Annotated in this window: 10 protein-coding genes, 1 tRNA gene and 5 pseudogenes; 14 read left to right on the top strand and 2 right to left on the bottom strand. The window is 54.4% G+C overall.

Annotated elements, in window-relative coordinates:
• The 12 genes and pseudogenes from BHE85_RS00520 to yghD all read left to right on the top strand — a co-directional run.
• Positions 1 to 261: IS1 family transposase (locus BHE85_RS00520; RefSeq protein WP_216080673.1), on the top strand; the 261-nt coding region annotated here is incomplete at its 5' end.
• 4 nt (positions 262 to 265) lie between these two features.
• A pseudogene (gspC, locus tag BHE85_RS00515) lies at positions 266 to 1,122 on the top strand (type II secretion system protein GspC); the annotation flags it as partial.
• 29 nt (positions 1,123 to 1,151) lie between these two features.
• Positions 1,152 to 3,212, top strand: a pseudogene (gene gspD, locus BHE85_RS00510) (type II secretion system secretin GspD).
• A pseudogene (gspE, locus tag BHE85_RS00505) lies at positions 3,212 to 4,704 on the top strand (type II secretion system ATPase GspE). Before gspD ends, gspE begins: the two co-directional pseudogenes overlap by 1 nt.
• The gene (gspF, locus tag BHE85_RS00500; RefSeq protein ID WP_001173438.1) at positions 4,704 to 5,927 is read left to right on the top strand and encodes a type II secretion system inner membrane protein GspF; all 1,224 of its coding nucleotides are present in this window, start codon (positions 4,704 to 4,706) and stop codon (positions 5,925 to 5,927) included. Before gspE ends, gspF begins: the two are co-directional and overlap by 1 nt.
• Positions 5,928 to 5,943: 16 nt before the next feature.
• Positions 5,944 to 6,399 carry a type II secretion system major pseudopilin GspG gene (gene gspG, locus BHE85_RS00495; protein WP_001087283.1) on the top strand — a complete coding sequence of 152 codons (456 nt, stop codon included), beginning with the start codon at positions 5,944 to 5,946 and terminating at the stop codon, positions 6,397 to 6,399.
• 3 nt (positions 6,400 to 6,402) lie between these two features.
• Entirely contained in the window at positions 6,403 to 6,903 is a 501-nt protein-coding gene (gene gspH / locus BHE85_RS00490; protein WP_001115132.1) for a type II secretion system minor pseudopilin GspH, read from the top strand.
• Between the two features lie 59 nt (positions 6,904 to 6,962).
• Positions 6,963 to 7,334 (top strand): type II secretion system minor pseudopilin GspI, encoded by a 372-nt coding sequence (gene gspI / locus BHE85_RS00485; protein WP_000820139.1) that lies wholly within the window; start codon positions 6,963 to 6,965, stop codon positions 7,332 to 7,334.
• A complete protein-coding gene (gene gspJ / locus BHE85_RS00480; RefSeq protein WP_001255034.1) occupies positions 7,331 to 7,930 on the top strand; it encodes a type II secretion system minor pseudopilin GspJ in 600 nt (199 codons plus the stop codon). Before gspI ends, gspJ begins: the two co-directional genes overlap by 4 nt.
• Before the next feature lie 2 nt (positions 7,931 to 7,932).
• Positions 7,933 to 8,910: a type II secretion system minor pseudopilin GspK gene (gene gspK / locus BHE85_RS00475; protein ID WP_000633205.1), complete on the top strand. Its 978-nt coding sequence runs from the start codon at positions 7,933 to 7,935 to the stop codon at positions 8,908 to 8,910.
• Positions 8,907 to 10,085: a type II secretion system protein GspL gene (gene gspL / locus BHE85_RS00470; protein WP_000094969.1), complete on the top strand. Its 1,179-nt coding sequence runs from the start codon at positions 8,907 to 8,909 to the stop codon at positions 10,083 to 10,085. Before gspK ends, gspL begins: the two co-directional genes overlap by 4 nt.
• A gap of 1 nt (position 10,086) precedes the next feature.
• Complete coding sequence (gene yghD, locus BHE85_RS00465; protein ID WP_000942800.1) at positions 10,087 to 10,623, top strand: GspM family type II secretion system protein YghD; 537 nt, start codon at positions 10,087 to 10,089, stop codon at positions 10,621 to 10,623.
• Between the two features lie 148 nt (positions 10,624 to 10,771).
• Here the strand turns inward: yghD and BHE85_RS00460 are convergent.
• Together BHE85_RS00460 and BHE85_RS00455 are read right to left on the bottom strand one after the other, a co-directional pair.
• Positions 10,772 to 10,847, bottom strand: a tRNA-Phe gene (locus BHE85_RS00460).
• Between the two features lie 105 nt (positions 10,848 to 10,952).
• Positions 10,953 to 11,651, bottom strand: coding sequence for a DUF554 domain-containing protein (locus BHE85_RS00455; protein WP_000234501.1), 699 nt, complete (start codon positions 11,649 to 11,651; stop codon positions 10,953 to 10,955).
• 152 nt (positions 11,652 to 11,803) lie between these two features.
• Between BHE85_RS00455 and BHE85_RS27105 the strand changes: the two are divergent.
• Positions 11,804 to 11,886 (top strand): annotated as a pseudogene (locus BHE85_RS27105) (hypothetical protein).
• Between the two features lie 161 nt (positions 11,887 to 12,047).
• Positions 12,048 to 13,914 (top strand): annotated as a pseudogene (speC, locus tag BHE85_RS00450) (ornithine decarboxylase); the annotation flags it as partial.
• Positions 13,915 to 14,228 lie beyond the last annotated feature (314 nt).

Below are 14,228 nucleotides of genomic sequence, written 5' to 3'. Positions count from 1 at the left end.
ACACTGGAGCGTCTTCTGAGCCTGCTGTCGGCCTTTGAGGTCGTGGTATGGATGACGGATGGCTGGCCGCTGTATGAATCACGCCTGAAGGGAAAGCTGCACGTTATCAGCAAGCGTTACACTCAGCGCATTGAGCGACATAATCTGAATCTGAGACAACATCTGGCAAGGCTGGGACGGAAGTCACTGTCGTTCTCAAAATCGGTGGAGCTGCATGACAAGGTCATCGGGCATTATCTGAACATAAAATACTATCAGTAAGTTGGAGTCATTACCAAAAATTGTACGCGGGATGTTCTGGCTGATGCTGCTTATTATTTCTGCAAAAGTGGCGCATTCACTCTGGCGCTATTTCTCCTTTTCTGCGGAATATACGGCTGTTTCCCCATCGGCGAATAAACCGCCCCGTGCGGATGCAAAAACGTTCGATAAAAATGACGTGCAATTAATCAGCCAGCAAAACTGGTTTGGCAAATATCAGCCCGTCGCCACGCCGGTAAAACAACCCGAACCTGTGCCTGTGGCAGAAACGCGTCTTAATGTGGTGCGCGCGGGATCGCCTTTGGTGCCAGACCCGGCGCGGTTATTGAAGAAGGCGGTAAACAGCAGGTCTATTTGCAGGGTGAAACGCTTGGCTCGCACAACGCGGTGATTGAGGAAATCAATCGCGACCATGTGATGCTGCGCTATCAGGGAAAAATAGAGCGCCTGAGCCTGGCTGAAGAGGAGCGTTCCACCGTTGCCGCGACCAACAAAAAAGCTGTCAGTGACGAAGCAAAGCAAGCTGTTGCTGAACCTGCTGTCAGTGCGCCAGTTGAGATACCGACTGCCGTGCGTCAGGCACTGGCGAAAGATCCGCAGAAAATTTTTAACTATATCCAGCTTACGCCTGTGCGTAAGGAGGGAATTGTCGGTTATGCAGTGAAGCCGGGGGCAGATCGTTCTCTGTTCGATGCCAGCGGTTTCAAGGAAGGCGATATCGCCATTGCGCTAAATCAGCAGGATTTCACTGATCCACGAGCAATGATTGCTCTGATGCGGCAGTTACCTTCAATGGATTCCATTCAACTTACGGTTTTACGCAAGGGTGCGCGCCACGACATTTCCATCGCGCTGCGCTAACCGCATTTAATCCAGGAGAATCATTCATCGTGTTTTGGCGTGATATTACGTTGTCGGTCTGGCGTAAGAAGACAACTGGCCTCAAAACAAAAAAGCGTTTACTGCCGCTGGTGCTGGCAGCGGCATTATGCAGTTCACCGGTCTGGGCGGAAGAAGCCACTTTCACCGCTAATTTTAAAGATACCGACCTGAAATCGTTCATCGAAACCGTCGGCGCTAACCTTAATAAAACCATCATTATGGGGCCGGGCGTACAGGGGAAAGTGAGTATTCGCACCATGACCCCGCTCAATGAACGCCAGTATTACCAGCTATTCCTTAACCTGCTGGAAGCACAGGGGTATGCCGTCGTACCGATGGAAAACGACGTGCTGAAGGTGGTGAAATCCAGCGCTGCGAAAGTCGAGCCGCTGCCGCTGGTCGGTGAAGGCAGCGACAACTACGCGGGCGATGAAATGGTCACCAAAGTAGTGCCGGTACGTAATGTGTCGGTACGCGAGCTGGCACCGATTCTGCGCCAGATGATCGACAGCGCAGGCTCAGGCAACGTTGTTAATTACGATCCCTCCAACGTGATTATGCTCACCGGACGCGCCTCCGTTGTGGAGCGCCTGACGGAAGTGATCCAGCGCGTGGATCACGCGGGTAATCGCACCGAAGAGGTGATCCCGCTGGATAACGCCTCGGCTTCGGAAATCGCCCGCGTGCTGGAAAGCCTGACGAAAAACAGCGGCGAGAACCAGCCTGCGACGCTGAAATCTCAAATTGTCGCCGACGAACGCACCAACAGTGTGATTGTCAGTGGTGACCCGGCCACGCGGGACAAAATGCGCCGCCTGATCCGTCGGCTGGACTCAGAAATGGAACGCAGCGGCAACAGCCAGGTTTTCTATCTCAAATACAGCAAAGCCGAAGATCTGGTCGATGTGCTGAAACAGGTCAGCGGCACGCTCACGGCGGCTAAAGAAGAGGCGGAAGGCACGGTCGGTAGCGGGCGTGAGGTTGTATCCATCGCCGCCAGCAAACACAGTAATGCCCTGATTGTAACCGCGCCGCAGGACATCATGCAGTCGCTGCAAAGCGTAATTGAACAACTGGATATTCGCCGTGCTCAGGTGCACGTCGAGGCGTTGATCGTGGAAGTTGCCGAAGGTAGCAATATCAACTTCGGCGTGCAGTGGGCGTCGAAAGATGCCGGATTAATGCAGTTTGCTAATGGTACGCAGATCCCTATCGGTACGCTGGGGGCAGCCATTTCTCAGGCGAAACCGCAGAAAGGCTCGACGGTGATCAGTGAAAACGGCGCTACCACCATTAATCCGGATACCAACGGCGATCTCTCCACACTCGCCCAGCTTCTTTCTGGATTTAGCGGTACGGCGGTTGGCGTGGTGAAAGGCGACTGGATGGCACTGGTGCAGGCGGTTAAAAACGACTCCAGCTCGAACGTTCTCTCCACGCCGAGCATCACTACGCTGGACAACCAGGAAGCCTTCTTCATGGTGGGCTAGGACGTTCCGGTATTAACCGGCTCTACCGTTGGCTCCAATAACAGCAATCCTTTCAATACAGTAGAAAGGAAAAAAGTCGGCATCATGCTGAAAGTCACGCCGCAGATTAACGAAGGTAACGCGGTACAGATGGTGATTGAGCAGGAAGTCTCGAAGGTGGAAGGACAGACCAGCCTCGACGTGGTGTTTGGTGAGCGCAAACTGAAAACCACCGTGCTGGCTAACGATGGTGAGCTGATTGTGCTTGGTGGTCTGATGGACGATCAGGCGGGAGAAAGCGTGGCGAAAGTGCCTCTGCTGGGCGATATCCCATTGATTGGTAACCTGTTTAAATCGACGGCGGATAAAAAAGAAAAACGTAACCTGATGGTGTTTATCCGCCCGACCATTCTGCATGACGGTATGGCGGCAGACGGCGTGTCGCAGCGCAAATATAACTATATGCGCGCCGAACAGATCTATCGTGATGAGCAAGGTTTAAGCCTGATGCCGCACACCGCACAGCCGGTACTGCCAGCGCAAAACCAGGCCTTACCGCCGGAAGTTCGCGCGTTCCTCAATGCCGGGAGAACGCGTTAATGGTGCCTGTAGCACAGGAAACCACCGCCAAGACCGTGCGTCTGCCCTACAGTTTCAGCCGTCGGTTTAGCCTGGTGGCATGGTGCGAAGCGTCGCTGGAGATCCTCCACGTTCATCCGCTATCGCTCTCTGTTTTGCAGGAGCTGCAGCGGGGGCTGAACGCGCCCTTTACGCTGCGGCAAATCGACGAGGCCGAATTTGAACAGCGGCTGAATGCGGTCTGGCAGCGGGACTCTTCCGAGGCTCGCCAGCTGATGGAAGATCTCGGTTCTGCTGAGGACTTTTTTACTCTCGCGGAAGAACTGCCAGAAACGGAAGATCTGCTGGAAAGTGACGACGATGCGCCGATCATCAAACTGATCAACGCCATGCTGGCAGAGGCGATTAAAGAAGGCGCTTCGGATATCCACATCGAGACGTTTGAAAAGAGTCTGGTGATCCGTTTTCGCGTTGACGGCACATTACATGAAATGCTGCGCCCGGGGCGCAAACTGGCCTCGCTGCTGGTATCGCGTATCAAGGTGATGGCACGGCTGGATATCGCCGAAAAGCGCGTACCGCAGGATGGACGTATTGCGCTGCTGCTGGGCGGCCGGGCGATTGACGTGCGTGTCTCCACCATGCCTTCTGCCTGGGGCGAGCGCGTGGTGCTGCGACTGCTGGACAAAAACCAGGCCCGCCTGACGCTGGAGCGTCTGGGGCTTAGCCAGCAACTGACCGTGCAGTTGCGCCAGCTGTTACACAAACCGCACGGCATCTTTCTGGTGACGGGGCCGACGGGTTCCGGCAAAAGCACCACGCTGTACGCCGGATTGCAGGAGCTGAACAACCATTCGCGTAACATTCTCACGGTTGAAGACCCCATCGAATACATGATTGAAGGGATCGGTCAGACACAGGTTAACACCCGCGTCGGCATGACCTTCGCCCGTGGCCTGCGCGCGATTTTGCGTCAGGACCCGGATGTGGTGATGGTCGGTGAAATCCGCGATACCGAAACCGCAGAAATCGCTGTTCAGGCATCGCTTACCGGACACCTGGTCCTTTCCACGCTGCATACCAACACGGCGGTGGGGGCGATCACGCGTTTGCAGGATATGGGCGTGGAGCCTTTCCTGCTCTCTTCCAGTCTGACGGGCGTGATGGCGCAGCGACTGGTCCGCACGCTGTGTCCCGACTGCCGTCAGGCCGCGCCTGCCACTGACGAAGAAAAACGCCTGCTGGGCATTACCGATGCGCGAACCGTCACTCTGTACCATCCGCAGGGCTGCCCCGCCTGTAATCACAAAGGTTTCCGCGGACGGACTGCCATCCATGAGCTGACGTGGTGGATGCCACATTGCGTGATTTGATCCACCGTCAGGCCGGGGAGCTGGAGCTGGAACGTTATGTCCGGCAACACTCTGCGGGTATCCGCAGCAACGGCATTGAGAAAGTGCTCGCCGGAGAAACCTCTCTCGATGAAGTTCTGCGGGTAACCATGGAGGCGTAATGGCACTGTTTTACTATCAGGCGCTGGAGCGTAATGGTCGCAAAACCAAAGGCATGATTGAGGCGGATTCCGCGCGTCATGCCCGCCAGTTGTTGCGCGGTAAAGAGCTTATCCCCGTGCACATTGAAGCCAGGATGAATGCATCGGCAGGGGGAATGTTGCAGCGTCGGCGGCACGCACATCGTCGCGTGGCGGCGGCAGATCTGGCGCTGTTCACGCGCCAACTGGCAACGCTGGTGCAGGCAGCAATGCCGTTGGAAACCTGCTTGCAGGCGGTCAGTGAGCAAAGTGAAAAACTGCATGTGAAGAGCCTCGGAATGGCGCTGCGCAGCCGGATTCAGGAAGGTTATACCCTGTCGGACAGCCTGCGCGAACATCCCCGCGTCTTTGATTCCCTGTTTTGTTCGATGGTCGCTGCCGGAGAAAAATCCGGGCATCTCGACGTGGTGCTCAATCGCCTGGCAGATTACACCGAACAGCGACAGCGCCTGAAATCACGTCTATTGCAGGCCATGCTCTATCCGCTGGTTATGCTGGTGGTGGCAACGGGCGTGGTCACTATTTTGCTGACGGCAGTGGTGCCGAAAATCATCGAACAGTTTGATCATCTCGGACACGCGCTACCCTCCTCCACCCGTGCGCTTATCGCTATGAGTGATGCGTTACAGGCCAGCGGCGTTTACTGGCTGGCGGGATTGCTGGCGCTTCTGGTGCTGGGGCAATGGCTACTTAAAAATCCTACTATGCGCCTGCGCTGGGATAAAACCTTGCTGCGTCTGCCCGTGACGGGCCGTGTTGCGCGCGGGCTGAATACGGCGCGTTTTTCCCGCACATTAAGCATCCTCACCGCCAGCAGTGTTCCGCTACTGGAAGGCATTCAGACCGCTGCCGCCGTGTCGGCAAATCGCTATGTCGAACAACAACTGCTGCTGGCGGCAGATCGCGTCCGCGAAGGAAGCAGTCTGCGCGCCGCGCTGGCGGAGTTGCGCCTGTTCCCGCCGATGATGCTGTACATTATCGCTTCCGGCGAACAGAGCGGCGAACTGGAAACCATGCTTGAGCAGGCCGCTGTTAACCAGGAACGGGAATTTGATACCCAGGTGGGGCTGGCGTTGGGGCTGTTTGAGCCTGCGCTGGTGGTGATGATGGCGGGCGTGGTGCTGTTTATTGTCATCGCCATCCTCGAGCCGATGCTGCAACTGAATAATATGGTTGGAATGTAATTTACGGAGTTATCACATGAATTCGTTATCCCGCACACACAAACCACGGGCAGGTTTTACCCTGCTGGAAGTGATGGTGGTGATTGTTATTCTTGGCGTCCTGGCAAGTCTGGTGGTGCCTAACCTGTTGGGCAACAAAGAGAAAGCCAATCGGCAAAAAGCCATCAGCGATATCGTGGCGCTGGAAAACGCACTAGATATGTACCGACTGGATAACGGGCGTTATCCGACCACAGAACAGGGGCTGGAAGCGCTGATCCAGCAGCCAGCCAATATGGCGGACTCCCGCAACTACCGTACTGGTGGATACATCAAACGACTGCCAAAGGATCCGTGGGGCAATGATTATCAGTATCTCAGCCCGGGTGAAAAAGGACTGTTTGATGTTTATACCCTGGGGGCGGATGGTCAGGAAAACGGGGAAGGCGCTGGCGCAGATATCGGTAACTGGAATTTGCAGGAGTTTCAGTAAGCAGTGCCTGAACGCGGATTCACACTTCTGGAAATCATGCTGGTGATTTTCCTTATCGGCCTTGCCAGTGCGGGCGTGGTACAGACGTTTGCGACCGATTCTGAACCGCCCGCGAAAAAAGCGGCACAGGATTTTCTGACTCGCTTTGCGCAGTTTAAGGACAGGGCAGTGATTGAAGGACAGACACTCGGTGTGCTAATCGACCCGCCTGGCTATCAGTTTATGCAGCGTCGTCAGGGGCAGTGGTTGCCCGTTTCTGCGACCCGGTTATCGGCACAGGTTACGGTGCCGAAACAGGTGCAGATGCTGTTACAACCCGGAAGTGATATCTGGCAGAAGGAATATGCGCTGGAGCTGCAACGTCGTCGCCTGACGCTGCACGATATTGAACTGGAGTTGCAAAAAGAGGCGAAAAAGAAGACGCCGCAGATCCGTTTTTCGCCTTTTGAACCCGCCACGCCGTTTACGCTGCGCTTCTACTCGGCGGCGCAAAACGCATGTTGAGCGGTAAAGCTGGCACACGATGGCGCGTTATCCCTCAATCAATGTGATGAGAGGATGCCATGAAGCGCGGATTTACCTTGCTGGAAGTGATGCTCGTGCTGGCGATTTTTGCGCTGGCTGCCACGGCGGTGTTACAGATTGCCAGCGGTGCGCTGAGTAATCAGCACGTTCTTGAGGAAAAAACGGTAGCGGGCTGGGTAGCTGAAAACCAGACTGCGCTGCTCTACCTGATGACCCGTGAGCAGCGGGCGGTCAGGCATCAGGGCGAGAGCGATATGGCAGGAAGCCGCTGGTACTGGCGAACAATCCCATTGAATACAGGCAACGCGCTGCTCCAGGCGGTGGATATTGAAGTCAGCCGTCACGAAGACTTTTCGTCGGTGATTCAGTCACGACGCGCCTGGTTTAGCGCCGTGGGAGGCCAACAGTGAGAAGGACTCGCGCTGGTTTCACGTTACTGGAAATGTTGGTGGCAATTGCCATTTTTGCCTCGCTGGCACTGATGGCGCAGCAGGTGACTAACGGCGTCACGCGCGTGAATAGCGCCGTCGCCGATCACGATCAAAAACTAAACCTCATGCAGCAAACGATGAGTTTTCTGACCCACGATCTGACCCAAATGATGCCGCGTCCGGTAAGAGGCGATCAGGGCCAGCGTGAACCAGCTTTACTGGCTGGCGCTGGCGTGCTGGCGTCTGAGAGTGAAGGAATGCGTTTTGTGCGCGGCGGTGTGGTTAACCCGTTGATGCGTCTGCCGCGCAGCAATCTGCTCACCGTCGGTTACCGCATTCATGACGGTTATCTCGAACGGTTAGCCTGGCCGCTGACCGATGCCGCAGGCAGCGTGAAGCCGACAATGCAAAAGTTGATTCCGGCCGATTCGCTCCGTTTGCAGTTCTACGACGGCACGCGCTGGCAGGAGAGCTGGTCGTCAGTACAGGCGATCCCTGTGGCGGTACGCATGACCCTGCATTCGCCGCAATGGGGCGAGATTGAACGCATCTGGTTGTTACGCGGGCCGCAATAATCATGATCACCTCACCACCAAAACGCGGAATGGCACTGGTCGTGGTGCTGGTATTGCTGGCGGTTATGATGCTGGTAACCATCACGCTTTCCGGGCGAATGCAGCAACAACTTGGGCGAACGCGCAGCCAGCAGGAGTACCAGCAGGCGCTGTGGTACAGCGCCAGTGCGGAAAGCCTGGCGCTGAGCGCGCTCAGTCTGAGCCTGAAAAATGAAAAGCGCGTGCATCTGGCACAGCCGTGGGCATCCGGCCCTCGTTTCTTCCCTCTGCCGCAGGGGCAAATTGCGGTCACCCTGCGTGACGCACAGGCTTGCTTTAACCTGAATGCCCTTGCTCAGCCGACAACGGCGTCGCGTCCGCTTGCGGTACAACAGTTGATTGCCCTGATCTCGCGCCTGGATGTGCCTGCTTATCGGGCCGAACTGATAGCCGAAAGCCTGTGGGAGTTTATTGACGAGGACCGCAGCGTGCAGACACGTCTGGGCCGTGAAGACAGCGAGTATCTCGCCCGTTCGGTGCCGTTCTACGCCGCCAATCAACCGCTGGCTGATATCAGTGAGATGCGCGTGGTACAGGGAATGGACGCCGGGCTTTATCAAAAACTGAAACCGCTGGTCTGTGCGCTGCCGATGATCCGCCAGCAAATCAACATCAATACTTTAGACGTCACGCAAAGTGTGATTCTTGAGGCGCTGTTTGACCCGTGGTTAAGCCCCGTTCAGGCGCGGGCGTTATTACAACAACGTCCGGCGAAGGGCTGGGAAGATGTCGATCAGTTTCTTGCACAGCCGCTACTTGCTGACGTCGATGAGCGTACTAAAAAACAGCTAAAAACCGTCCTGAGCGTGGACAGCAATTACTTCTGGCTGCGTTCAGATATCACCGTGAATGAGATTGAACTGACGATGAACTCGTTAATTGTCCGCATGGGCCCACAACACTTTTCGGTTCTCTGGCATCAGACAGGAGAAAGTGAGTGAGTTCCATCCTTGAGATTTTTTTCCCGCTTTGCGCCGCTGATCCCATCCATTGGCAGCGCCGTACACCCGATGTGGAGCACGGTATCTGGTCTGACGTTGCTAACGAACAGCTCCAGCAATGGCTGCAAACCGATGCGATTCGACTCTACATTCCCGGCGAATGGATCAGCGTCTGGCAGGTTGAACTGCCTGATGTCGCCCGTAAGCAGATACCGACCATTCTGCCCGCCTTACTGGAAGAAGAGCTGAACCAGGATATCGATGAACTGCATTTCGCCCCGTTGAATATCGACCAGCAACTGGCAACCGTAGCAGTGATTCACCAACAGCATATGCGCAACATTGCGCAGTGGTTGCAGGAAAACGGCATCACCCGCGCTACCGTCGCGCCAGACTGGATGTCCATTCCTTGTGGGGTTATGGCTGGCGATGCGCAACGGGTTATCTGCCGCATTGATGAATGCCGGGGATGGAGCGCCGGGCGGGCGCTGGCTCCGGTCATGTTCCGCGCCCAGCTCAATGAGCAGGATTTACCGCTTTCGCTAACCGTAGTCGGCATTGCACCGGAAAAGCTATCAGCATGGGCTGGCGCAGACGCTGAACGCCTGACCGTTACAGCTCTGCCCGCCGTTACCACTTATGGCGAACCGGAAGGGAACCTGCTGACAGGGCCGTGGCAGCCTCGCGTCAGCTACCGAAAACAGTGGGCGCGCTGGCGGGTGATGATTCTGCCGATATTGCTGATTCTAGTTGCGCTGGCAGTGGAGCGGGGCGTGACGTTATGGAGCGTCAGCGAACAGGTGGCGCAAAGCCGCACCCAGGCGGAGGAACAGTTCTTAACGTTGTTCCCGGAGCAGAAGCGGATTGTGAATTTACGCTCTCAGGTGACGATGGCGCTGAAAAAATATCGCCCACAGGCCGACGATACCCGGCTGCTCGCCGAGTTGTCAGCGATAGCCAGCACCCTGAAATCAGCGTCACTTTCCGACATCGAAATGCGTGGTTTTACCTTTGATCAAAAACGCCAGATACTTCACCTCCAGCTACGGGCCGCGAACTTTGCCAGTTTCGACAAACTGCGTAGTGCACTGGCAACCGATTATGTTGTGCAACAGGACGCGTTACAGAAAGAGGGTGATGCGGTTTCCGGCGGCGTAACGTTGCGGAGGAAATAACATGTTACGCGATAAATTTATTCACTATTTTCAGCAATGGCGTGAACGCCAGTTAAGCCGTGGCGAACACTGGCTGGCACAACACCTGGCGGGGCGTTCTCCGCGTGAAAAGGGCATGTTACTGGCAGCGGTGGTGTTCCTGTTTAGCGTCGGATATTACGTCCTCATCTGGCAGCCGTTGAGCGAACGGATAGTACAACAGGAGACAATGTTGCAGCAACTGGTGGCGATGAACACCAGACTGAGGAGCGCCGCGCCGGATATTATTGCGGCGCGAAAATCCGCCACAACAACGCCTGCGCAGGTATCGCGGGTTATCAGTGACAGTGCTTCCGCGCACTCGGTAGTCATCAAGCGGATAGCCGAGCGTGGGGAGAATATTCAGGTCTGGATAGATCCGGTGGTGTTTAATGACCTGCTGAACTGGTTAAACGCGCTGGATGAAAAGTATGCGCTGCGGGTGACACAAATTGATGCCAGTGCTGCTGAGAAGACTGGGATGGTGAATGTCCAGCGGCTGGAGTTTGGACGGGGGTAAAGTATCAGGAGATTAGTATCAATAAAATTACTCTCGTTAACGTGGCGAGAGTAATTCCCCCAGACTTTATAAGCAAACTTTTTTCGTGAAGGTTATTGTCAGATCCAAAAGCAAAAACCCGCCTTGTGGGCGGGTTCTTAAGAATTAGTGGTGCCCGGACTCGGAATCGAACCAAGGACACGGGGATTTTCAATCCCCTGCTCTACCGACTGAGCTATCCGGGCAACGGGGCGCATTAAACCTGATTCGCCTCGTCTCGTCAATCAAATTTCTTCAATTTACTGCAGACTGCACAATCTATCATCACTTTGCCGCTATTGCACGCATTGTCAGGCAAACCAGGCGGCGGAAAGCGGCATTGCCAGAAGGAGTGCTGGAAGCATGTTGACCACCGGGAACATTTTAATGCCACAGATGCGTAATCCGGTTGCCAGCAGCAATAAACCGCCTACGGCGCTGAAGTCTGCCATCATCGACGGTGTGGTCAGCGGTAATATCAGCGCGGCAGCCCACGCCAGCGTTAACTGGATGATCAGTAATGGGATACTAATTACCGACACCGCAATACCCAGCGAGCAGGCGAAGATCATCGCCGTAAAGAAATCAAGAAATGACTTGGCGATTAAAATACTCGGATCGCCGGTCATCCCTTCGTTCATCGCCCCGAAGATCCCGGTGCCGCTGGCGCAAAACAGGACAATAATCGCGACATAATTCTGAATAAAAGATTCATGCGTTGGCTTCTTACGTGAGTGACGAAACAGATTTTGTGCTTTGGCGACTGCTGTATTGACACCTTTCTCCAGCAAACAAATTTCGCCAATTAGAGCGCCAAGTAGCGTAGCTAAAACCATCGCTGGAAGGTTGGCGCATTTCACAACCAGTAAAATACCAATCCCCAGCGATGCCAGACCAAAAATAGATGTCATGGAGATGCGGATACGTTCCGGTAAGCGTTGGCTGAGCAGTGCGCCGAGAACGCCACCCAGTAAGACTGCACTAGCGTTGATAAAAGGGCCGATGACCACAAGAGTTCCTGTTAACTGTATTGTTTGATTTTCTTATTATGAACTTTTTGCCTTGTTGATGGCTTGTCTGGTCGCAAAGTCCTGGCTTGCACGCTTTAGCGAAAGGTGCCATGATTGCGCGAATTTTCTCCTCTCTGTACGGAGTTTGCCCGATGCACGCCACCTCCTTACATTCTCTCGCTTATCGCCGTTCGCGCGAAACGTTTCCCTTTCTATGTTACTGCTCATGCGGTGAAGTTAACGCACGCTCACTGCAGGACAACAGTAAAATCAGAGCGTTTCTGCTTTTACTGATGTCTGGCGGTCGGAGCTGGTGACCAGTTTGACCCATATCTCATGGGGCAGGGTTTTCCACCTTGTCCGGTATTCTTACTTCCCCGAAACGGGTTTGCGCTTATGAAATCAATGAATATTGCCGCCAGTAGTGAACTGGTATCCCGACTTTCTTCTCATCGTCGCGTGGTGGCGTTGGGAGATACTGATTTTACGGACGTCGTGGCAGTCGTCATTACCGCTGCGGATAGTCGCAGTGGCATTCTTGCGTTGCTTAAGCGCACCGGTTTTCATCTACCGGTGTTTTTGTATTCCGAACATGCTGTTGAATTACCTGCGGGCGTTACGGCGGTAATCAACGGCAACGAGCAGCAGTGGCTGGAGCTGGAATCCGCAGCCTGTCAGTATGAAGAGAATTTGCTGCCACCGTTTTATGACACGCTGACGCAGTACGTTGAGATGGGCAACAGCACCTTTGCTTGCCCTGGACATCAACATGGTGCGTTTTTTAAAAAGCATCCTGCCGGACGCCATTTTTACGATTTCTTTGGTGAGAACGTCTTTCGCGCCGATATGTGTAACGCTGACGTAAAATTGGGCGATCTGCTTATTGGCGAAAGATGCGCAGAAATTCGCAGCCAAAGTCTTTCATGCCGATAAAACCTATTTTGTGCTGAACGGCACATCGGCAGCGAATAAAGTGGTGACGAATGCGCTGTTAACGCGTGGCGATCTGGTGCTCTTCGACCGTAACAACCATAAGTCGAATCATCACGGCGCGCTGATTCAGGCGGGGGCGACGCCGGTCTATCTGGAAGCTTCACGCAACCCGTTTGGTTTCATTGGCGGTATTGATGCGCACTGTTTTAATGAAGAGTATCTGCGCCAGCAAATTCGCGACGTTGCGCCAGAAAAAGCCGAGCTGCCGCGCCCGTTTCGCCTGGCGATTATTCAGCTGGGAACCTATGACGGAACTGTCTATAACGCCCGTCAGGTGATCGATACCGTTGGGCATCTGTGTGATTACATTCTGTTTGATTCCGCGTGGGTCGGTTACGAACAGTTTATCCCGATGATGGCGGATAGCTCGCCGCTGCTATTAGAACTTAACGAAAACGATCCGGGGATCTTTGTGACTCAGTCGGTGCACAAACAGCAGGCGGGATTCTCACAGACGTCGCAGATCCATAAAAAAGATAACCATATCCGCGGACAGGCGCGTTTTTGCCCGCATAAGCGGTTGAATAACGCCTTTATGCTCCATGCTTCTACCAGCCCTTTCTATCCGCTGTTTGCTGCACTGGATGTTAACGCCAAAATTCATGAAGGGGAGAGTGGGCGTCGGCTGTGGGCTGAGTGCGTTGAGTTGGGTATTGAGTCGCGCAAGGCTATTCTTGCGCGCTGTAAGCTGTTCCGCCCGTTTATCCCGCCCGTTGTTGATGGCAAATTGTGGCAGGATTATCCGACATCAGTGTTAGCCAGCGACCGCCGTTTTTTCAGTTTTGAGCCGGGGGCGAAGTGGCACGGCTTTGAAGGATATGCCGCGGATCAGTATTTTGTTGATCCGTGCAAGCTGTTACTCACTACACCAGGTATCAATGCCGAAACCGGCGAATATAGCGACTTTGGCGTTCCGGCGACGATTCTGGCGCACTATCTGCGTGAGAACGGCATTGTGCCGGAGAAGTGCGATCTCAACTCCATTCTGTTCTTATTAACTCCGGCGGAAAGCCACGAGAAGCTGGCACAACTGGTAGAGATGTTGGCGCAGTTTGAACAGCATATTGAGGATGACTCGCCGCTGGCTGAGGTGTTGCCGAGCGTTTATAACAAATATCCGGTGCGCTATCGCGACTACACTTTGCGCCAGTTGTGTCAGGAGATGCACGATCTGTATGTCAGTTTCGACGTCAAAGACCTACAAAAAGCGATGTTCCGCCAGCAGAGTTTCCCGTCAGTGGTGATGAACCCCCAGGATGCGCATAGCGCTGATATGACTTTCCGTGTCAAACCGGAATCTCTAATTTTGACGATTTTCTTTTTAGGTTTAATTCCCTGAGGGCGACGTAGCAGTAAATCCGACGGTGAATCACGCTGATATTCGCGGGTTGGATACCGCATTACAGAGGTCCGTCATATGAGCCTGCCACTTTCTTACGTCGCGAATCAGCTTTGTTCCGCCGTCGCCAAGCGCTAACCTGGGTTACTCTTGTACCGGGCTACGTCGCCTTCAGGGAACTGGTTATTCTCATTTTTTATTTGTGACATTGTGGTTGTTGTGCGACAGACATTGCTATTCGGCCC

Origin of the sequence: Shigella sp. FC1567, assembly GCF_001743015.1 — a bacterium.
GTDB classification, from domain to species: Bacteria; Pseudomonadota; Gammaproteobacteria; order Enterobacterales; family Enterobacteriaceae; genus Escherichia; species Escherichia coli.
This window is presented reverse-complemented; position numbering and strand designations above follow the sequence as displayed.